Below are 19,478 nucleotides of genomic sequence, written 5' to 3'. Positions count from 1 at the left end.
GAGCGCTACGCGTCCCGCATCAGCTCCGCCAGCTGCTCGTCCAGGTCGAGCTGGAGGTGCTCCAGCCCCACCGGCACCAGGTCCGCCGTGGCCTCCAGGAACCGCCGCACCTCTCCCGAGCGGACGTGCACCACGGCGGTGCCCTCGGGGGCGTGGAACTCCAGGACGGTGCGGTCGTACCCGTACGGCCGCACCCGCACGTCGCCGTGCCCCTCGGCGGTCTCCAGACCCGCGGTGAGCAGCTCGCGCGCGAAGGTCCAGCAGACGTCCACGCCCTCCAGGGTGGCGGGGGCCGGGAAGGTCATGCGGACGGCGAACGGATCGCGCCGGTCGTAGTGCAGCGTGGCGGGAATGCTCGGCATCCGCGGCGCGGCGGCGACGAGGCGGGCCTCAACGGGCTGCTCGATGACAGTGGACAACGCGTTGCTCCCTTGTGACGGCTGGACTGACTTCCGGGCGGAAGAGGGCGGGCACTGGAAGAGACGACGGAATCGGCCAATCCGTGTACACGAAAGGCGAGTGACCTCGGTCACCGTTTTTCATGCACGTAAGTGGCGCAGACCACCTCCCGTGGCCCAAGGGGCACTTGTGGCGAGCACCGCCCACGTGAGGGCGGTCTGGACGGTCACGGGCGCGTGGGCTAGCTTCGCCCGCCATGAGGCGCTTGGGGAGCACGCGACGCACGGGGCACAGGGGACGTACCGGCAGGCGGGTCGCCGCGGGGGTGGCGTGCGCGGCGGCGCTGGCCGCGCTGACGGCCGTACCGGCACAGGCACAGCAGCCGCACGGGGCGCCGCACTGGGAGCTCAAGGACAGCGGGACCCCGGACGTGCGGTTCCGCGGGCTGGCGGCCGTCAGCCGGACCACGGCCTGGGTCGCGGGCACCCGGGGCACCGTCCTGCGCACCACGGACGCGGGCGCGACCTGGCGGAACGTCTCGCCGCCCGGCGCCGGTGAGCTCCAGTTCCGGGACATCGAGGCGTTCGACGCGCGGCGGGCCGTGGTCCTGGCGATCGGCGAGGGCGAGGCGTCCCGCGTCTACCGGACCGACGACGGCGGGGTCACCTGGACCGAGTCCTTCCGCAACACCGACGCCCGCGCCTTCTACGACTGTCTCACCTTCTTCGACCGCCGCCACGGACTGGCGATGAGCGACCCGGTGGACGGCAAGTTCCGCATCCTGTCGACGAGCGACGGAGGCCGCTCCTGGAAGGTGCTGCCCGACAAGGGCATGCCGGCCGCGCAGGAGGGCGAGGCCGGGTTCGCGGCCAGTGGCCAGTGCCTGGTCAGCTCCGGCCCGAAGGACGTCTGGCTGGCCACCGGCGGAGCGGCGCACGCACGCGTGCTGCACTCCTCGGACCGCGGCCTGACCTGGACGGCCACCGACACGCCGATCCCGGCCGGCGACCCCGCCAGGGGCGTCTTCGCGCTCGCCTTCCGCGACCGCACGCACGGTCTCGCGGTCGGCGGGGACTACCGCGCCGACCAGGCGTCCCCGAACGCGGGCGCGGTGACCCGGGACGGCGGCCGCAGCTGGCGGCCCGCCGCCACACCCCCGCCCGCCTACCGCTCGGGCGTCGCCTGGCTCCCGCACAGCCGCACCGCGGCCCTCGCGGTCGGTCCCACCGGCACCGACCTGACGACGAACGCCGGACGCACCTGGCACACCGTCGACACGGGCTCGTACGACACCGTGGACTGCACCCCGGACCTCGGCTGCTGGGCGGCCGGTGAGAAGGGCCGCGTGGCCCGCCTGGAGCGCTGACCCGGGAGCGCCACGCATCCGTCCCCGGGTCCAGCCCATCGCCCCCGCCGCCGGTGAGCTGGATCCGGGCGCACATGCCCGGCCCGCCGTCGGACAGCTCACCCGGAATGTGGGTACCCGGTCGCCCAGCGCGGAAGGAGGCACCCCTATGCCACGCGGTTCGAGCCCGAAGAGGGAACGCCAGTACGAGCACATCAAGGAGAGCGCCCAGGACCGGGGTGAGAGCGAGAAGCGCGCGGAGGAGATCGCCGCCCGCACGGTCAACAAGGAACGCGCCCGCTCCGGCGAGTCCAAGACCGCCAGTCGCAGCTCCACCCAGGACATGTCGTCCGGCAAGAGGGGCGGCCAGCGGTCCGGCAAAGGCTCCGAGGGCCCGACCTACGACCAGCTCTACGCGGAGGCCAAGCGCCGCAACATCAGCGGCCGTTCGGACATGAACAAGAGCCAGCTCAAGCGCGCGCTCGGCGACGAGTGACGCCTTGGCAGGCGGCCTGAGGACCGGCTCGGCCACGGCTGCCCGCCGTCCGCCGAGCCGCCTCACGTGAACGTCGGCGCGGCGTCACCCCCAGGGCACCGGCAGCAGGGAAGTCCAGAGGACCGCGTTCTCCCAGTTGCGCTGCCAGTTCTCCTCGGGCCACACCGCGCCCCGCGGAACCGGCATGATCGCGAGCCCCGCCCCCACGTACGCTCGTCCCACCATGACGACCGTGACGATTCCCGCGGGCTGGCCCGCGACCGAGGAGCAGGCCCGCGCCGCCCAGGACGAACTGCGGACCAGGGTGGTGCTCGACGAGCCGGGCCCGCCGCCCGGCGCCGGGCACGTGACCGGGGTGGACGTGGCGTACGACGACGAGAGGGACGTGGTGGCGGCCGCGGCCGTCGTCCTGGACGCGGCGACCCTCGACGTCGTCGCCGAGGCCACGGCGGTCGGCCGGATCTCCTTCCCGTACGTCCCCGGCCTGCTCGCCTTCCGGGAGATCCCCACGGTCATGGCCGCCCTGGAGGCCCTGCCGTGCCCGCCGGGGCTGGTCGTCTGCGACGGCTACGGCCGCGCCCACCCGCGCCGCTTCGGTCTCGCGAGCCACCTCGGCGTCCTCACCGGCCTCCCGACGATCGGCGTCGCCAAGAACCCCTTCACCTTCACCTACGACGCCCCCGGCGCCGCGCGTGGCAGCTCCGGCCCGCTCCTCGCGGGTACCGAGGAGGTCGGCCGCGCCCTGCGCACCAGGGAGGCCGTCAAGCCGGTCTTCGTCTCCGTCGGCCACCGCGTGAGCCTCCACAACGCCTGCGCCCACACCCTGGCGTTGACCCCGCGATACCGCCTCCCGGAGACCACCCGCCGAGCCGACGCGCTGTGCCGGGCCGCGCTGAAGGAGGCGACCGCGGTTCGCAACCCGCAGGCGCAACAGGCGGCGGCGGACCCCGAGCGGAGCTGGGGGCGCACGGTCTACGAACGCCAGGCCGACCCCGTGACCTGGGCGGGCCGGGTCCTGGACGCGGTGGCCCACGGGCCGTACCGGACACCGGAGATCGTGGCCGCGCTGCACCTCGCGGGCGACCGCGACCAGTGGCACCGGGGCCGCGAGGTGTTCGAGCGGGTCCGCGCGGGCACGCCGTTCGACGGGCTCACCGAGGCGGGGCGCTCGGTCTTCCGCATCGCCGAGACCGTCGCCAAGCTCGCCCACAACGCGGCCGGTCCCGCACCGTACTTCGACCACCACGCGGGCTGGCGGATCGCCCCTCTCGCCCGTCTGGCCACCGCCGGCGACCCCGAGCGGCGCGGGCGCGTGGACGCCGTACTGGGCGGCTGAGTACGCGAACTGAGTATCTGTACGGATGCGGGTGCGCCGCCCTGATCGGCAGGCTGGGCCGCATGACGACGCACCGCATGCCCAGGCACCGCTCCCCGAAGCCGCTCGCCGACCCCGACCGGCCGGTCGAGCGCGCGGTGACGGCCGCGCTGGTGCTCGCCGTGCTGGCGGGCCTCGGCTGGATCTGCGGGATGATCTACACGGTCGCCACCTGGCCCCTGTAGGTCAGCGGCTCCTGGCCACCCGGAAGACGATCCCCGCGCGCGTGAGCCGCTCGGTCAGCGCGTCGCCCATGGCCACCGCGGTGGTGACCTGGCCGGAGGTCGGCGGAAGGTCGTCGAGGGCCAGGGACAGTGCCGCCTCGGCGAAGATCTTCGCCGTCTCGTCGTAGCCCGGGTCGCCGCCCGACACCTCGGTGAACACCTGGCGGCCGCCGCCCTCGCCCACGAAGCGGACCGAGAACCAGCTCTTCGCGCGCTTCTCGGCGCTCGGACCGTCCCCGGGCTTGAGCCGGTCGGACAACCAGCGCCGCGCGGGCGGCAGTTGAGCCGCCGCGAACAGCGCGCCGACCGCGGCGACCCCGCCCACGGCCATCGGCAGCCGGCGTACGGCCGCGTAGTGGCGGTAGCGGAAATCCGGGCCGAAACGTTCCAGCGCCCGGGCCGAACGCCCCACGATCTGCGCGTCGATGGTCGGCAGCGGCAGTGCCCAGGCGCCGACCTCCCCGGCGAATTTCGGGGCACCGTTCGGGGTGGAGGCCCGCCGTCCCACCAGCCGCGGTTCGTGCCGTGCGCGGTCCCGTGCGGCGGCGATCATCTGCCGTCCGCGCGCGAACTGGTTCAGCGCCGAGGCGAACGTGCCGCCCGAGAAGGTGGCGTCCGCCGTCACATACCCGTCGACCGTGAGCGGGACGCCCTCCGGCAACTGCCGCACGGTGAAGTACACGCCCAGGTCGTGCGGCACCGAGTCGAAGCCGCAGGCGTGCACCAGCCGTGCACCGGTCTCCCGCGCGCGTGCGTCGTGCCGGACGTACATCCGGTCCACGAACTCCGGCTCACCGGTGAGGTCGAGATAGTCCGTCCCGTGCTCCGCGCAGGCCGCCACCAGTTCCTCGCCGTACGTCACATAGGGGCCCACCGTCGTGGCCACCACGCGCGCGTGCTCGGCGAGCGCCCGCAGCGAGGCCGGGTCGGACACGTCCGCCCGCAGTACCCCGACCTCGGCGCCGGCCGGCAGCCGCTCCCGCAGCGCCCGGAGCTTGTCCTCGCTCCGCCCGGCGATCGCCCAGCGCAGTCCCTCGGGGGCGTGCGCGGCCAGGTACTCCGCGGTGAGGGTCCCCACGAACCCGGTGGCTCCGAAGAGCACGATGTCGTACGGACGGTCCGCCCTGTTCAGCCTGCTCATGACACCCCTCGGTTCCGCACCACGCGCCGTTGTCGGTGGCCGAGGCTAGCGTGAGGGGTGCGGAACCGGGACGACGAGGTCGCGGGTGCGTGGTGGCGGCGCCCAGGAATGCCCTGAAGAAGGGGGAAAAGGGCGCGCGCCCTCGTGGCTCGACCATGACGCCCGGTCGCCGCCGGCGCCGGCGGCGACCGTGAGGAGGACGAACACACCTGACACCGGAGCTGGACGGGCGGTGAGCGCAATGATTGCCTAAGCGCTTGCTCGTTCCGTCGCGTTCAGGTCTTGTGTCCGGTGGAACGTGTTCTTAGCATCACTGGTGTTACATCGGTTGTGTCACGCCAATGGGGGCTGGATGACGACGGCAACGACGCCGGGGCAGGGCCCGCTCACCGGCGTGCGCGTACTGGAGCTGGCCGGTATCGGGCCGGGCCCGTTCGCCGCCATGCTCCTGGCCGACCTCGGCGCCGACGTGGTGCGCGTGGACCGGCCCGGCGGCCCCGGGCTCGCCATCAAGGCCGAGCACGACATCACCAACCGCAACAAGCGCTCCGTGGTCGTCGACCTGAAGGCCCCGGACGGCCCCGCCCGCGTCCTCGACCTCGCCGCCCGCGCGGACATCCTGATCGAGGGATTTCGCCCCGGCGTCGCCGAGCGGCTCGGCATCGGCCCCGAGGCCTGCCACGCCCGCAACCCGAGGCTCGTCTACGGCCGGATGACCGGCTGGGGCCAGGACGGCCCGCTCGCCCCGCGCGCCGGCCACGACATCACCTACATCGCCCTCACCGGCACCCTCGGCATGACCGGCAGCCCCGGCGAGCCCCCGCCCGCCCCCGCCAACCTCCTCGGCGACTACGCGGGCGGCTCCCTCTACCTCGTCGTCGGCGTCCTCGCCGCCCTGCACCACGCGCGCGCCACCGGCACCGGCCAGGTCGTCGACGCCGCCATCGTCGACGGCACCGCCCACCTCTCGGCGATGATCCACGGCATGCTGGCCGCCGGCGGCTGGCAGGACCGGCGCGGCGCCAACCTCCTGGACGGCGGCTGCCCGTACTACGGCACCTACGAGACGGCCGACGGGCGGTACATGGCGGTCGGCCCGCTGGAGCCGCAGTTCTACGCCGAGTTCACCCGTCTCCTCGACCTCGCCGAGCACGCCGACGCCCGCACGGACTGGACCCGCTGGGGCGAGCTGCGCGAGGCCGTCGCCGCCCGCTTCAGGTCCCGTACGCGGGACGAGTGGACGGCCCTCTTCGACGGCACGGACGCGTGCGTGGCCCCCGTGCTGTCCCTGCGCGAGGCCCCGCACCACCCGCACCTCGCCGCCCGCGGCACCTTCACCGACCACGGCGGCCTCACCCAGCCCGCGCCCGCCCCGCGTTTCTCCGCGACCCCGACGAGCGTGCGCACCGGACCGGCACAGCCCGGCACCGGCACCGCCGACGTGGCGCGCGACTGGGACGTACCCGACCTCCTGAAGGGCCTCGACACCCCATGAAGCGGCAGATCTTCGCCCCCGAGCACGACGCGTTCCGCGAGACGGTCCGCGCCTTCCTGGCCAGGGAGGTGCTGCCGTACTACGAGAGCTGGGAGAAGGACGGCATCGTCTCCCGCGACGCCTGGCGGGCGGCGGGCAAGCAGGGGCTGCTCGGGCTCGCCGTGGACGAGGAGTACGGGGGCGGCGGCACCGCCGACTTCCGCTACAGCGCCGTCCTCGCCGAGGAGTTCACGCGCGCGGGGGCGCCCGGACTCGCCCTCGGGCTGCACAACGACATCATCGGCCCGTATCTGACCGGCCTGGCCACCGAGGAGCAGAAGCGGCGCTGGCTGCCCGGCTTCTGCGACGGCACCCTGATCACGGCCATCGCCATGACCGAGCCCGGCGCCGGTTCCGACCTCCAGGGCATCCGCACCCACGCCGAGGACCGCGGCGACCACTGGGTGCTCAACGGTTCCAAGACGTTCATCTCCAACGGGATCCTCGCCGACCTGGTGATCGTGGTCGCCAGGACCACCCCCGAGGGCGGCGCGCGCGGCCTGTCGCTGCTCGTCGTCGAGCGCGGCATGGACGGCTTCGAACGGGGCCGCAACCTCGAGAAGATCGGCCAGAAGGCGCAGGACACCGCCGAGCTGTTCTTCCACGACGTGCGCGTGCCCAAGGAGAACCTGCTCGGCGAGCTGAACGGCGCGTTCGTCCACCTCATGACGAACCTCGCCCAGGAGCGGCTGAGCATCGCCGTCTCCGCGATCGCCGCCGCCGAGCACCTGCTGGAGATCACCACGGAGTACGTCAAGGAGCGCGAGGCCTTCGGCCGGCCGCTGGCCACCAAGCAGCACATCCGCTTCGAGGTGGCGGAGATGGCCACCGAGTGCGCCGTCACCCGCACGTTCCTCGACCGCTGCGTCGAGGATCACTCGAACGGTGAGCTCGACGCGGTCCACGCCTCCATGGCCAAGTGGTGGGCGACCGAACTCCAGAAACGGGTCGCCGACCGGTGCCTGCAACTGCACGGCGGCTACGGCTACATGAGCGAGTACCCCGTCGCCCGGGCCTTCACCGACGGCCGCATCCAGACCATCTACGGCGGGACGACCGAGATCATGAAGGAGATCATCGGGCGTTCCCTGCTCGGCTGAAGGCCTTCCCGCACGGCTGGAGGCACTCCCGCTCGGCTGAAGGTTCTTCCCGCTCGGCCCACCCTCGTTGAAAGGCGTCTTTGTGAGCACCGAAGCGTACGTGTACGACGCGATCCGCACCCCGCGCGGCCGCGGCAAGGCGAACGGCGCCCTGCACGGCACCAAGCCCATCGACCTGGTCGTCGGACTCATCCACGAGATCCGCGACCGCTTCCCCGCCCTGGACCCGGCGGCCATCGACGACATCGTGCTCGGCGTGGTCGGACCCGTCGGCGACCAGGGCTCCGACATCGCCCGGATCGCCGCCGTGGCCGCCGGACTGCCGGACACCGTCGCGGGCGTCCAGGAGAACCGCTTCTGTGCCTCGGGTCTGGAGGCCGTCAACATGGCCGCCGCCAAGGTCCGTTCCGGCTGGGAGGACCTCGTCCTCGCGGGCGGCGTGGAGTCCATGTCCCGCGTGCCGATGGCCTCGGACGGCGGGGCCTGGTTCAACGACCCGATGACCAACCTGGCGGTCGACTTCGTGCCGCAGGGCATCGGCGCCGACCTCATCGCCACGGTCGAGGGCTTCTCCCGCCGGGACGTCGACGAGTACGCGGCGCTGTCCCAGGAGCGCGCGGCGACGGCCTGGAAGGAGGGCCGCTTCGACCGGTCCGTCGTCCCGGTCAAGGACCGCGCGGGCCTCGTCGTCCTCGACCACGACGAGCACCTGCGCCCGGGGACCACGGCGGATTCGCTGGCCAGGCTCAAGCCGTCCTTCGCGGACATCGGCGACCTGGGCGGCTTCGACGCCGTGGCGCTCCAGAAGTACCACTGGGTCGAGAAGATCGACCACGTCCACCACGCGGGCAACTCCTCCGGCATCGTCGACGGCGCCTCGCTGGTGGCCATCGGCTCGCGTGAGGTCGGCGAGCGCTACGGCCTCACCCCGCGCGCGCGGATCGTCTCCGCCGCCGTCTCCGGCTCCGAGCCGACCATCATGCTCACCGGCCCCGCGCCCGCGACCCGCAAGGCCCTCGCCAAGGCGGGGTTGTCGATCGACGACATCGACCTGGTGGAGATCAACGAGGCCTTCGCGGCCGTGGTCCTGCGCTTCGTGAAGGACATGGGCCTGTCCCTGGACAAGGTCAACGTCAACGGCGGCGCGATCGCGCTCGGCCACCCGCTGGGCGCGACCGGCGCCATGATCCTCGGCACGCTCGTCGACGAACTCGAGCGCCAGGACAAGCGCTACGGCCTCGCCACCCTCTGCGTCGGCGGCGGCATGGGCATCGCCACCATCGTCGAGCGCATCTGACCCCCTCCCGACGGACACGACGGATCACACGGAGCACCTCCACATGAGCACTCAGTCCACGACCATCCGCTGGGAGCAGGACCGCGAGGGCGTCGTCACGCTCGTCCTCGACGACCCCCATCAGTCCGCGAACACCATGAACCAGGCGTTCCGCGACTCCCTCGCGCACGTCACCGACCGCCTGGAGGCCGAGAAGGACTCCATCCGCGGCGTCATCATCACCTCCGCCAAGAAGACCTTCTTCGCGGGCGGCGACCTGCGCGACCTCATCCGGGTGACGCCGGAGACCGCGCAGGAGCTGTTCGACGGCGGCATGGCCATCAAGCGCGACCTCCGCCGCATCGAGACCCTCGGCAAGCCGGTCGTCGCGGCGATGAACGGCGCGGCCCTGGGCGGCGGTTACGAGATCGCCCTCGCCTGCCACCACCGCGTCGCCCTGGACGCCCCCGGCTCCAAGATCGGCTGCCCCGAGGTCACACTCGGCCTGCTTCCGGGCGGCGGCGGTGTGGCCCGTACGGTCCGCCTCCTCGGCATCGCCGACGCCCTGCTGAAGGTCCTCCTCCAGGGCACCCAGTACTCCCCGCAACGCGCCCTCGACAACGGCCTGATCCACGAGGTGGCCGCCACCCAGGACGAGCTCCTCGCCAAGGCCCGCGCCTTCATCGAGGCCAACCCCGAGTCGCAGCAGCCCTGGGACAGGCCCGGCTACCGCATCCCCGGCGGCACCCCCGCGAACCCCAAGTTCGCCGCCAACCTGCCCGCCTTCCCGGCCAACCTGCGCAAGCAGACCAACGGCGCGCCCTATCCGGCGCCCCGCAACATCCTCGCCGCGGCGGTCGAGGGCGCCCAGGTCGACTTCGAGACCGCGCAGGTCATCGAGGGGCGCTACTTCGTCGAACTCGCGGCCGGCCAGATCTCGAAGAACATGATCCAGGCGTTCTTCTTCGACCTCCAGGCCGTCAACTCCGGCGCCAACCGCCCCCAGGGCATCGCACCGCGCCCGGTCCGCAAGGTGGCCGTCCTCGGCGCCGGGATGATGGGTGCGGGCATCGCCTACTCGTGCGCCCGCGCGGGCATCGAGGTGGTCCTGAAGGACGTGTCGGAGCAGGCGGCGGCCAAGGGCAAGGCGTACTCCGAGAAGCTGTGCGCGAAGGCCGTCAGCAGGGGCCGTACGACCCAGGAGAAGGCGGACGCCCTGCTGGCCCTCATCCGGCCGACGGCAGACCCCGCCGACGTGGCGGGCTGCGACGCGGTGATCGAGGCCGTCTTCGAGAACCCGGAGCTCAAGCACAAGGTGTTCCAGGAGATCCAGCACCTCGTCGAACCGGACGCGCTGCTGTGCTCCAACACCTCCACGCTGCCGATCACCGTGCTCGCCGAGGGCGTGGAGCGGCAGGCCGACTTCATCGGGCTGCACTTCTTCTCGCCGGTCGACAAGATGCCGCTGGTGGAGATCATCAGGGGCGAGCGCACCGGCGACGAGGCGCTGGCCCGCGCCTTCGACCTGGTCCGCCAGATCAAGAAGACCCCGATCGTCGTCAACGACTCCCGCGGCTTCTTCACCTCCCGCGTGATCGGCCACTTCATCAACGAGGGCGTCGCGATGGTCGGCGAGGGCATCGAGCCCGCGTCCGTCGAACAGGCCGCGGCGCAGGCGGGCTACCCCGCCAAGGTCCTCTCCCTGATGGACGAGTTGACCCTCACCCTCCCGCGCAAGATCCGCAACGAGTCCAAGCGAGCCGTCGAGGAGGCGGGCGGGGTGTGGCCCACGCACCCCGCGGAGGCCGTCATCGACCGCATGGTCGACGAGTTCGGCCGCACCGGCCGCAGCGGGGGAGCGGGCTTCTACGACTACGACGACAGCGGCAGGCGCACGCGCCTCTGGCCGGGCCTGCGTGAGCACTTCACCCGCGAGGGCGCGGAGATCCCCTTCCGGGACATGCAGGAACGCATGCTCTTCTCCGAGGCCCTCGACACGGTGAAGCTCCTGGAGGAGGGCGTCCTGACGTCCGTCGCCGACGCCAACATCGGCTCCGTCTTCGGCATCGGCTTCCCGGGCTGGACGGGGGGCGTGCTCCAGTACATCAACGGCTACGAGGGCGGCCTGCCGGGCTTCGTGGCACGCGCGCGTGAGCTGGCCGAGCGGTACGGGGACCGGTTCACCCCGCCGGCCCTGCTGGTGGAGAAGGCGGAGAAGGGGGAGCGGTTCGCGGACGCGTGACGCCGGGCTGGTACGGGCAGGGGCGGCGGGGGTGACGGCCTTCCCGCCTGCCCCCGCCCCGTACCGCCGTGCGCCACCACGGGCTTGCTCCCCGGGTCCGGAACGCCCACGCTGGCCTGTGAACCGGCCCCCTCCCCGCCGAGGAGCCCCCATGGGAACGCGCCCCGCCCTCGCTCTGGTGGACATCCTCCGCGACGAGGGCGTGGACCGGATCTTCGGGAACCCCGGAACGACCGAACTGCCCTTCCTGGCCGCGCTGTCGGAGACCGAGGGCGCCCCCGAGTACGTCCTCGGCGTGCACGAGGGCGCCGTCGTCGCCATGGCCGACGGATACGCCCGCGCCACCGGCCGGCCCGCCTTCGTCAGCCTGCACGCGGCCGGAGGCCTGGCCAACGGGATCCTCGGCCTGCTCAACGCCCGCCGCTCCCGGACCCCCCTCGTGGTGACCGCCGGCCAGCAGGACCGCCGCCACCTCCAGCAGGACCCGATGCTCTCGGGTGACCTCGTCGCCCTCGCGGCCCCCGCCGTGAAGGCGGCCTACGACATCCAGCACGCCCACGACCTGCCGCTCGCGTTACGCCGGGCCTTCGCCCTCGCCGTACGCCCGCCCGCCGGGCCGGTGTTCCTGTCCGTCCCCACGGACCTGCTCGCCGAGGACACCGAGGTCGAGGTCCCGGCCCGCACCCCGACGCCCCCGCCGGGCCCGGCCCCCGGCATCGAACACGCCGCCGTCCTGCTCGCCGGCGCCGCCCGCCCCGCCATCGTCGCCGGGGACGGCGTCGGCCGCGAGGGCGCGGTCGCCGCCCTGGTCCGTACGGCGGTGGCCTGCGGCGCGACCGTCCACCACCAGCCCATGGCCGACTGCCTCGACTTCCCGACCACGCACCCCCTGTACGCCGGGATGCTGCCGCCCCGCCACGACGCCATCCGCGCCGCCCTCGCCCCGCACGACGTGCTGCTCATCGCCGGCGCCCACGCCTTCACCCCGCACCAGTACACCCCCGGCCCCGCACTGCCGCCCGGCCTCACCGTCGTCCAGCTCGACTCCGACCCGGACGAGATCGGCCGCAACTTCCCCGCCGAGGCCGGACTGGTCGGCGCCCTCGAACCCTCCCTCGACCGCCTCGCCGAACTCCTGCGCGAACGCGTCCCCGCCCACACCGCCAAGAGCCGCACACTGCGCGCCGGCGAGCGGCACGGCACCGCCCGCGACCGTGCCGAGTCCGCCGCCCGCGCCGCCTACTCCGCGGCCCCCCTGGACCCGCGGGCCGCCGCCCACGCCGTGGCCCACGGCCTGCCGCCGGGCACCGCGGTCGTCGAGGAGGCCATCACCGTGGGCCTGTTGCTGCGCCGGCTCGTACGGCTGGAGCGGCCCGGCAGCTACACCCACACCGTCGGCGGCGGCCTCGGCTGGGGGATCGGCGCCGCCGTCGGCCGTGCCCTCGCCGAACCCGGGCGCCCCGTGGTCGCCGTACTCGGCGACGGCTGCGCCCTGTTCGGCCTCCAGGGGCTGTGGAGCGCCGCCCGGCAGTCCGCCCCCGTCCTGTTCGTCGTCATGGGCAACGGCGCCTACCGCACGGTCCAGGACACCTACGAGGCGATGGGCGGCCGGGGCAGGTGCCCGGGAACCGAACTGGGCCCGCTGGACTTCACCCGGGCGGCCGGTTTCTTCGGCGTCGACGCGGTCCGTGCCCACAGCGCCCGGCACCTGCGCGAACTGGTCTCCGGAGCAGCTGACTTGACCGGTCCGCTGCTGGTCGACGTACCCCTGCGGCCATGAACCGCCGCCGGCCGCCGCGCACCGTGCCGCCCGCCTCGACGTGTCAGGCGGAACCGCCCACTTGTGAGGGGGCCACCCACTCGCGAAGCTCCTCCTTGAGCGAGCGCTGAAAGGTCGTCAGCAGCGCCTGCACGACGATCGGATGCATATGGGCGGACAGCGACTTCACGTCGTGCGCGTCCCGCTCCGACACCTCGCCGCGGAACAGCTCGGCCAACTCGTGCGCCGCGGCACGGGAGTGCTCCACCAGGACGTTGCGCGCGGCGAGGATCGACTCCGACGACAGCGGTACGTCGAGCAGTTGGACACCGAGGCGCAGCAGTCCCGAGTCGAAGCGGAAGGTCTCCCCGTCCGGTCGCAGCACGTTCATGGCCGTCAGCCGCTCCACGTCCTCGTCGCTCAGCGCCCGGCCCGCCCACCGGTCCAGCTCCGCGCGGGTGGCCGTCTGAGCGATGTCCGGCGCCCAGGAGGCCACGACCGCGCGGTGGATGGCGAGGTCGTGCGGGCTCAGGTCCGGCGGCAGCTGCCGCAGATAGCGCTCGATCGCGGCCAGGGTCATCCCCTGGTGCTGGAGCTCCTCGATCAGCGCGAGCCGCGAGAGGTGCTCCTGTCCGTAGTGCCCCACCCGCCGCGGACCGATCACCGGCGGTGGCAGCAGCCCCTTGGTGCCGTAGAAGCGGACCGTGCGGACCGTGACGCCCGCCCGCGCGGCCAGCTCGTCGATCGTGAGGGCCATCGCGTCGGTCTCGGGGGGTTCGGTCGCCATGTGCAGCAGTATCGCTGTCTCACCAGTGCTGTGAAACCTCGTGGGCCACCCCCGTCCGATCATGTGAGATGTCCCGCTGTGTGAAGTCCGCCACCGCGTGACCGGCCCGGTGCGGGGGAAGGTGGCTCCTTGGTCTGTGCCTCCACCGAGCGCGCAGGCCATACGTACGTCCGGACACCCGAGCGCGATCCGCTCGGGCGCACCAGAGAGCGGTACCACTCGTGAGCAAGGACGCCGTGGACACGGCACAGGCCGCAGCCCCCACTCTCGCGGCCCAGGCGCCCGCGGACGCGGGCGACGCCGGTTACAGCAAGGACCTCAAGGCCCGCCACGTCAACATGATCGCCATCGGCGGCGCGATCGGCACCGGCCTCTTCCTCGGCGCCGGAGGGCGCCTGAACAACGCGGGCCCGGCGCTCGCGATCGCCTACCTGGTCTGCGGCGTCTTCGCCTTCTTCGTGGTCCGGGCGCTCGGCGAGCTCGTCCTGTACCGCCCCTCCTCCGGCTCCTTCGTGTCGTACGCGCGCGAGTTCCTCGGTGAGAAGGGCGCGTACGTCGCCGGCTGGATGTACTTCCTGAACTGGTCGACCACCGGCATCGCCGACATCACCGCGATCGCGCTCTACACGCACTACTGGAGCCTGTTCACCGACATCCCGCAGTGGGTGCTGGCCCTGATCGCCCTGGCGGTGGTCCTCGTGGTCAACCTGATCTCGGTGAAGATCTTCGGCGAGATGGAGTTCTGGTTCGCGATCATCAAGGTCGCCACGCTCGTCGCCTTCATGTGCGTCGGCATCTTCCTGCTGGCCACCCGGCACGAGGTCGGCGGTCAGACCCCGGGCCTGAGCGTGATCACCGACCACGGGGGCGTCTTCCCGCAGGGCGTGATGCCGGTCGTCCTGGTCATGCAGGGCGTGATCTTCGCGTACGCCGCCCTGGAGCTGGTCGGGGTCGCCGCGGGCGAGACCGCCGAACCGGAGAAGGTCGTCCCGCGCGCGGTGAACTCGATCATGTGGCGGGTCGGTCTGTTCTACGTGGGCTCGGTGGTCCTGCTGGCCCTCCTGCTGCCGGGCTCGGTGTACTCGGCCGACGAGAGCCCGTTCGTGACGGTCCTGTCGAAGATCGGTGTGGAGGGCGCGGGCGACGTGATGAACCTGGTGGTCCTCACGGCCGCCATGTCGTCCCTGAACTCCGGCCTGTACTCCACGGGCCGCATCCTGCGGTCCATGGCGATGGCGGGCTCGGCCCCGAAGTTCACCGCCCGCATGAACCGCAGCCAGGTCCCCTACGGCGGCATCCTGCTCACCTGCGCGGTCTGCGTGCTCGGCGTCGGCCTGAACTACCTCATGCCCAGCCAGGCCTTCGAGATCGTCCTGAACGTGGCCTCCCTCGGCATCATCTCCACCTGGGTGATCATCATGGTCTGCCACCTGGCCTTCGTCCGCCGCGCGCGGGCGGGCCTGCTGACCCGCCCCTCCTTCCGCCTCCCGCTCAGCCCGGTCACGGAGATCACCACGATCGCCTTCCTGCTGGCCTGCCTCGGCATGATGGGGAAGGACCCCGAGGTCGGCCGCAAGACCCTCCTGCTGATCCCGGTGATCGCTGTGATGCTGGTCGCCGGCTGGTACGCCGTCCGCCGCCGGGTCACCACGACGACCGACCGGGAACTGACCGACCTCACGAAGTAGCCCGGGCCGGTTGTCAGTGCCGGCCTCTACGGTGGCGTCATGTCGGAGATCACGTACGTCCGGTGTGACGCCACCGTTCCGTCGGTGACGGGCGTCAAGCTGATCGCCCCTGTCTGCAAGGGCTTCGTGCGGGAGGCCGACATGGTCGGCCAGCGCGGGACCCGCACCGGCAGCAAGGGCGTCCCGGTGCGCTACGAAGCCATCGACACGGCCCTCGCCCGGGTCGCCGACAAAGCCACGGAACTGGGCGCCTCCGTGCACATGCCACGGATAGGGTGCGGGTTGGCCGGAGGCACGTGGTCCCGGGTCGAACCGCTCGTCCAGGAGCGGCTGACCGAGCAGGGGATCGCCGTCACGGTCCACGACCACGGGGAGGGCCGGAGTTGAGCACGGACATCGACGTTCTGGTCCTGGGCGGCGCGGGCGTCGACACCATCGTCCACGTGCCGGAGCTGCCGCTGCCGTACGCCGACAGTTACATGATCGACTCCGGTATCCGCACCCGCGCGGGCCAGACCGGGGACTTCGTCGCCGTGGGCCTGAGCGCCCTCGGCCTGCGCACCCACCACATCGACATGCTCGGCGACGACCCCGAGGGCGACCTCGTCCGCGCCCTGCACCAGGAGCGGGGCATCGGCCTCACCGCCGTCCCGCAGCCGGCCGGCACCAAGCGCGCCGTCAACCTCGTGGGACCCGACGGCCGACGCCTCTCCCTGTACGACGTCAGCCGCTCGCACCCGGACGACCGGCTGCCCGAGGCGACGGTCCGGGCGCTGGCGGCGACGAGCCGGCACGCGCACGTGTCGATCACCCAGCCCTGCGCCCACGCCCTGCCCGCCCTGCGCGAGTCCGGGGTGAGCATCTCCACCGACCTGCACGACTGGGACGGTGAGAACCCCTACCACGAGCCGTTCGCCCACACCGCCGACGTGGTCTTCCTCTCCGCCGCCGCCCTGCGGGACCCCGAGCGGACCATGCGCCGGATCACCGACCGCGGCCGCGCCGAGATCGTCGTCGCCACCGCCGGAGCCGAGGGCGCCTACCTCCTGGCCGACGACGCGCTGACCCGGATCCCCGCGGTCCCGCCGCCCGCCCCGGTGGTGGACTCCAACGGCGCGGGCGACGCCTTCGCCGCCGCCTTCCTCTACGGCGGGTTGACCGGCGAGCCCCCGCTTCGGTGCGCCCTGTACGGCGCGGTGGCCGGCGCCCATGCCTGCACGGTCCCGTCGACGCGGACGGACGCGATAGGACGGGACGCGCTCCACACGCGTGTGGCCGGTCTTTCGGATGCGGGGGATGCGGGTACCCGGGCGGGGTGAGAAAGGTGCGCTGGATCGGCACGCTGGCCGTCCTGTCCCTCTGCGGACTGGGACTCGGCGGTTGTGACAGTGTCGGAGAACGTGACTCGGCGGCCTCCGCGGCCGCCCGCGGGTTCGAGCGCGCGCTGCGCTCCCACGACGCCGAGGGCCTGTGCGCGGCCCTCGCGCCGGAGACCCGCGGCGAGGTGGAGCAGTCCGAGAAGAAGTCCTGCGAGCAGGCGATCGCCGCCCAGGACCTACCCCTCGGCGGTGATGTCCGCGGCACCGACGTCCACGGCCGGCAGGCGCGCGTGGTCCTCGCCTCGGACACGCTGTTCCTGTCCCGGTTCGCGGACGGCTGGAAGGTCGTCGCGGCCGGCTGCGCCCCCCGCCCGGGTCAGCCCTACCAGTGCGTGATCAAGGGAGGGTGAGGAGCCGTGCGGATCATGTTCACGCTCTGTCTGGTCATCGTCCTCAGCGGCCTCTTCTACTTCACCGCCGTAGGGCTGATGCAGCGATGACCACCACGACAACGCGCGGATTCCTCCGCGACAACGGACTGGGCCTGGGATTCGGTGTCGCCTTCCTGCTGGCCCTCGTGGGCCAGGCGATCGCCGGGCACGCCGACTTCAACAACCAACTGGCCGCCGACGGGCTCGCCCAGGTCGGGTTCGGCGAATATCTGATGTCGTCCGATTTCGCCGTCGACGTCACGGAGAACTGGCAATCCGAGTATCTCCAGTTCTTCCTCTACATCACCGCCACCGTGTGGCTTCTCCAGCGGGGTTCGCCCGAGTCCAAGGAAATGGACAAAGCCGGGACGGAGTCGGACGGGGACCAGCGGGTGGGCCGCCACGCCCATCGGAACTCGCCGCGCTGGGCGCGGGGTGACGGCCTTCGTCGGCGGGTCTACTCGCACTCGCTCGGTCTGGTGATGGGCACCCTGTTCGCCCTGTCCTGGCTGGCCCAGTCGATCAGCGGGGTCGCCGCCTACAACGAGGAGCAGCTGCGCGGGCTCCAGGCGCCCATGAGCTGGAGCGGCTACATCGGCTCGGCGGACTTCTGGAGCCGGACTCTGCAGAACTGGCAGTCCGAGCTGCTCGCGGTCGCCTCCATGGCCGTCCTCTCCATCTACCTGCGCCAGCGCGGCTCGCCGGAGTCCAAGCCGGTCGGGGCGGCCCACACCTCGACCGGGATCGAGGGCTGACCACCCCGCCGCCTTCCTCCTAGTGCCCGTGCCTGTGCTCGTGCCCGTCCCGGTGCACGTCGTTCGTCGCGGCGATCTTCTTCCACGACCTCGGCTGCGCGGGCACGGCCGACGACCTCGCGATGGACGCCTTCGCCGCCGCACCGGCGGCCGGCTTCGACGGCTGGAACAGCCAGGTGTCGAAGAGCGCGGACAGCGACCGCCCGGACACCTCCTCCGCGTACGCCCGGAAGTCGGCCACCGAGGCGTTCCCGTACGCGTACTTCTGCGGCCACCCCTTGAGCACCCGGAAGAACGCCTCGTCGCCGATCTCGTTCCGCAGCGCCTGGAGCGTCAGCGCCCCACGGTCGTACACGGCGGCGTGGAACTGGTTCTCCGGCCCCGGGTCACCCGGCTTCGCCGTCCAGAAGGGATCGTCGGCCGGACGCGAGGCGTACACGTAGTCGGCGATCTCCTGCGCGGTGCCCTCGCCCTCGTGCTCGGACCACAGCCACTGCGCGTAGCGGGCGAAGCCCTCGTTGATCCAGATGTCCTTCCAGCCCTTGACCGACACGTCGTCGCCGTACCACTGGTGGGCCAGCTCGTGCACGACGACGGACACGTTCGCACCGCTCGCGAACTGCCGGGGGCTGTAGAACGGCCGGGTCTGGGTCTCGAGCGCGTACCCCACCTGCGGGGTGTTGGGCACATAGCCGCCGACCGCGTTGTAGGGATACGGCCCGAAGTACTCGCTCAGCCAGTCGGTGACCTCCCCGCTCCGCTCCAGGCTCGCCCGCGCCGAACCGGCGTTGTCGCCGAGGTCCTTGCTGTAGGCGTTGACGACCGGAATGCCGCTCTCGGAGGTGCCGGTGGTGACGTCGAAGCGGCCGGCCGCGAAGGTGGCGAGGTAGGTGGCCTGCGGCTTGTTGGAGCGCCAGTTGTAGCGGGTCCAGCCCAGGCGTGAAGTCGTCGACTGGAGCGTGCCGTTGGAGATGAACTGGGTGCCGTTCGGGACCTGTACCGACACGTCGTAGGTCGCCTTGTCGAGCGGGTGGTCGTTGCTCGGGAACCACCACCAGGCCCCCTCCGGCTCGCCCGCGGCGACACCTCCGTCGGGCGTGCGCAGCCAGGCGTTGAAGCCGTACGCCTCCTTCGAGGACGGCACCCCGCTGTAGCGGACGACGACGGTGACGGCGGTGCCCTTCGCGAGCGGTGTCCTCGGGGTGATCTCCAGCTCATGCTCCCCGGAGGTGGCGAAGGACGCCTTCGCGCCGTTGACCCGGACCTCGGAGACGTCCAGCAGGAAGTCCAGGTTGAAGCGCGACAGGTCCTCGGTGGTGCGGGCGAGCAGGGTGGCCGTGCCCTCCAACTCGTCGGTCGCCGGCTGGTACTTCAGCCGCAGGTCGTAGTGGGAGACGTCGTATCCGCCGTTGCCGTAGGCCGGGTAGTAGGGGTCGCCGATGCCCGGAGCGCCGGGGGAGTGGCTCGCGGCCGATGCCGGGATCGCCAGCAGGACGGACGCGGCGGCCAGTGCGCCGGGCGCGATGAGTCTGCGGTGCACGAAAGCTCCAAGTCGTAGGGGCACGAAGTCTGTTCGGAGCCTATTCATCACCTGTGGGCCCGCGGTG

General features: G+C 72.3%; 18 protein-coding genes and 1 pseudogene. 14 read left to right on the top strand and 5 right to left on the bottom strand.

The window, feature by feature from the left end:
• Window positions 1-5 precede the first annotated feature (5 nt).
• Window positions 6-419 carry a spore wall synthesis regulator SsgD gene (gene ssgD / locus ACZ56U_RS19845; protein ID WP_469085293.1) on the bottom strand — a complete coding sequence of 138 codons (414 nt, stop codon included), beginning with the start codon at window positions 417-419 and terminating at the stop codon, window positions 6-8.
• Window positions 420-655: 236 nt separating this feature from the next.
• On the opposite strand from ssgD, the gene ACZ56U_RS19840 reads away from it, so the two are divergent.
• Both ACZ56U_RS19840 and ACZ56U_RS19835 read left to right on the top strand, forming a co-directional pair.
• Entirely contained in the window at window positions 656-1,765 is a 1,110-nt protein-coding gene (locus tag ACZ56U_RS19840; protein ID WP_469085292.1) for a WD40/YVTN/BNR-like repeat-containing protein, read from the top strand.
• 148 nt (window positions 1,766-1,913) lie between these two features.
• Window positions 1,914-2,240, top strand: coding sequence for a plasmid stabilization protein (locus ACZ56U_RS19835; protein WP_469085291.1), 327 nt, complete (start codon window positions 1,914-1,916; stop codon window positions 2,238-2,240).
• 84 nt (window positions 2,241-2,324) lie between these two features.
• On the opposite strand, the gene ACZ56U_RS19830 is transcribed toward ACZ56U_RS19835, so the two are convergent.
• Window positions 2,325-2,465 (bottom strand): hypothetical protein, encoded by a 141-nt coding sequence (locus tag ACZ56U_RS19830; protein WP_469085290.1) that lies wholly within the window; start codon window positions 2,463-2,465, stop codon window positions 2,325-2,327.
• Here ACZ56U_RS19830 and ACZ56U_RS19825 point away from each other — a divergent pair.
• A pseudogene (locus ACZ56U_RS19825) lies at window positions 2,464-3,150 on the top strand (endonuclease V); the annotation flags it as partial. The gene ACZ56U_RS19830 and the pseudogene ACZ56U_RS19825 overlap by 2 nt on opposite strands.
• Before the next feature lie 503 nt (window positions 3,151-3,653).
• Window positions 3,654-3,800 carry a morphogenic membrane protein MmpA gene (gene mmpA, locus ACZ56U_RS19820; protein ID WP_391235649.1) on the top strand — a complete coding sequence of 49 codons (147 nt, stop codon included), beginning with the start codon at window positions 3,654-3,656 and terminating at the stop codon, window positions 3,798-3,800.
• 1 nt (window position 3,801) lies between these two features.
• On the opposite strand, the gene ACZ56U_RS19815 is transcribed toward mmpA, so the two are convergent.
• A complete protein-coding gene (locus ACZ56U_RS19815; protein ID WP_469085289.1) occupies window positions 3,802-4,980 on the bottom strand; it encodes a saccharopine dehydrogenase family protein in 1,179 nt (392 codons plus the stop codon).
• A 352-nt stretch (window positions 4,981-5,332) separates the two neighbouring features.
• On the opposite strand from ACZ56U_RS19815, the gene ACZ56U_RS19810 reads away from it, so the two are divergent.
• The 5 genes from ACZ56U_RS19810 (at window position 5,333) to ACZ56U_RS19790 (ending at window position 12,912) form a co-directional block, all read left to right on the top strand.
• The gene (locus ACZ56U_RS19810; RefSeq protein ID WP_469085288.1) at window positions 5,333-6,475 is read left to right on the top strand and encodes a CaiB/BaiF CoA transferase family protein; all 1,143 of its coding nucleotides are present in this window, start codon (window positions 5,333-5,335) and stop codon (window positions 6,473-6,475) included.
• Entirely contained in the window at window positions 6,472-7,614 is a 1,143-nt protein-coding gene (locus tag ACZ56U_RS19805) for an acyl-CoA dehydrogenase family protein (RefSeq protein WP_469085287.1), read from the top strand. The genes ACZ56U_RS19810 and ACZ56U_RS19805 overlap by 4 nt, the downstream gene beginning before the upstream one ends.
• 82 nt (window positions 7,615-7,696) lie before the next feature.
• Window positions 7,697-8,911 (top strand): acetyl-CoA C-acetyltransferase, encoded by a 1,215-nt coding sequence (locus ACZ56U_RS19800; RefSeq protein ID WP_469085286.1) that lies wholly within the window; start codon window positions 7,697-7,699, stop codon window positions 8,909-8,911.
• Between the two features lie 43 nt (window positions 8,912-8,954).
• Window positions 8,955-11,132, top strand: a complete 2,178-nt coding sequence (locus ACZ56U_RS19795) for a 3-hydroxyacyl-CoA dehydrogenase NAD-binding domain-containing protein (RefSeq protein WP_469085285.1) — start codon at window positions 8,955-8,957, stop codon at window positions 11,130-11,132.
• A 151-nt stretch (window positions 11,133-11,283) separates the two neighbouring features.
• Window positions 11,284-12,912, top strand: a complete 1,629-nt coding sequence (locus ACZ56U_RS19790) for a thiamine pyrophosphate-binding protein (RefSeq protein ID WP_469085284.1) — start codon at window positions 11,284-11,286, stop codon at window positions 12,910-12,912.
• A gap of 43 nt (window positions 12,913-12,955) precedes the next feature.
• On the opposite strand, the gene ACZ56U_RS19785 is transcribed toward ACZ56U_RS19790, so the two are convergent.
• Window positions 12,956-13,678: a MerR family transcriptional regulator gene (locus tag ACZ56U_RS19785; protein WP_469085283.1), complete on the bottom strand. Its 723-nt coding sequence runs from the start codon at window positions 13,676-13,678 to the stop codon at window positions 12,956-12,958.
• 221 nt (window positions 13,679-13,899) lie between these two features.
• Between ACZ56U_RS19785 and ACZ56U_RS19780 the strand changes: the two genes are divergently transcribed.
• From ACZ56U_RS19780 to ACZ56U_RS19760, 5 genes are all read left to right on the top strand, one after another.
• Entirely contained in the window at window positions 13,900-15,366 is a 1,467-nt protein-coding gene (locus ACZ56U_RS19780; protein ID WP_469085282.1) for an amino acid permease, read from the top strand.
• Window positions 15,367-15,405: 39 nt separating this feature from the next.
• Window positions 15,406-15,753, top strand: a complete 348-nt coding sequence (locus tag ACZ56U_RS19775; protein ID WP_469085281.1) for a macro domain-containing protein — start codon at window positions 15,406-15,408, stop codon at window positions 15,751-15,753.
• On the top strand, window positions 15,750-16,685 hold the full coding sequence (locus tag ACZ56U_RS19770) for a PfkB family carbohydrate kinase (protein ID WP_469085280.1): 936 nt from the start codon (window positions 15,750-15,752) through the stop codon (window positions 16,683-16,685). The genes ACZ56U_RS19775 and ACZ56U_RS19770 overlap by 4 nt, the downstream gene beginning before the upstream one ends.
• Window positions 16,682-17,095 carry a hypothetical protein gene (locus tag ACZ56U_RS19765; RefSeq protein ID WP_469085279.1) on the top strand — a complete coding sequence of 138 codons (414 nt, stop codon included), beginning with the start codon at window positions 16,682-16,684 and terminating at the stop codon, window positions 17,093-17,095. The genes ACZ56U_RS19770 and ACZ56U_RS19765 overlap by 4 nt, the downstream gene beginning before the upstream one ends.
• Before the next feature lie 86 nt (window positions 17,096-17,181).
• Window positions 17,182-17,871, top strand: coding sequence for a DUF6766 family protein (locus ACZ56U_RS19760; protein ID WP_469085278.1), 690 nt, complete (start codon window positions 17,182-17,184; stop codon window positions 17,869-17,871).
• A gap of 19 nt (window positions 17,872-17,890) precedes the next feature.
• Here the strand turns inward: ACZ56U_RS19760 and ACZ56U_RS19755 are convergent, their stop codons facing one another.
• A complete protein-coding gene (locus ACZ56U_RS19755; RefSeq protein WP_469085277.1) occupies window positions 17,891-19,411 on the bottom strand; it encodes a M1 family metallopeptidase in 1,521 nt (506 codons plus the stop codon).
• Window positions 19,412-19,478: the final 67 nt, after the last annotated feature.

The organism is Streptomyces sp. NPDC034103 (genome assembly GCF_055575395.1).
This window is presented reverse-complemented; position numbering and strand designations above follow the sequence as displayed.

What these genes read in the sequence shown, in the direction of transcription:
- ACZ56U_RS19760 (WP_469085278.1), top strand. Translation starts at nt 17,182, where the DNA reads ATGACCACCACGACAACGCGCGGATTCCTCCGCGACAACGGACTGGGC.
- ACZ56U_RS19795 (WP_469085285.1), top strand. Translation starts at nt 8,955, where the DNA reads ATGAGCACTCAGTCCACGACCATCCGCTGGGAGCAGGACCGCGAGGGC.
- mmpA (WP_391235649.1), top strand. Translation starts at nt 3,654, where the DNA reads ATGCCCAGGCACCGCTCCCCGAAGCCGCTCGCCGACCCCGACCGGCCG.
- ACZ56U_RS19790 (WP_469085284.1), top strand. Translation starts at nt 11,284, where the DNA reads ATGGGAACGCGCCCCGCCCTCGCTCTGGTGGACATCCTCCGCGACGAG.
- ACZ56U_RS19810 (WP_469085288.1), top strand. Translation starts at nt 5,333, where the DNA reads ATGACGACGGCAACGACGCCGGGGCAGGGCCCGCTCACCGGCGTGCGC.
- ACZ56U_RS19775 (WP_469085281.1), top strand. Translation starts at nt 15,406, where the DNA reads ATGTCGGAGATCACGTACGTCCGGTGTGACGCCACCGTTCCGTCGGTG.
- ACZ56U_RS19805 (WP_469085287.1), top strand. Translation starts at nt 6,472, where the DNA reads ATGAAGCGGCAGATCTTCGCCCCCGAGCACGACGCGTTCCGCGAGACG.
- ACZ56U_RS19785 (WP_469085283.1), bottom strand. Translation starts at nt 13,678, where the DNA reads ATGGCGACCGAACCCCCCGAGACCGACGCGATGGCCCTCACGATCGAC.
- ACZ56U_RS19835 (WP_469085291.1), top strand. Translation starts at nt 1,914, where the DNA reads ATGCCACGCGGTTCGAGCCCGAAGAGGGAACGCCAGTACGAGCACATC.
- ACZ56U_RS19830 (WP_469085290.1), bottom strand. Translation starts at nt 2,465, where the DNA reads ATGGTGGGACGAGCGTACGTGGGGGCGGGGCTCGCGATCATGCCGGTT.
- ACZ56U_RS19815 (WP_469085289.1), bottom strand. Translation starts at nt 4,980, where the DNA reads ATGAGCAGGCTGAACAGGGCGGACCGTCCGTACGACATCGTGCTCTTC.
- ACZ56U_RS19840 (WP_469085292.1), top strand. Translation starts at nt 656, where the DNA reads ATGAGGCGCTTGGGGAGCACGCGACGCACGGGGCACAGGGGACGTACC.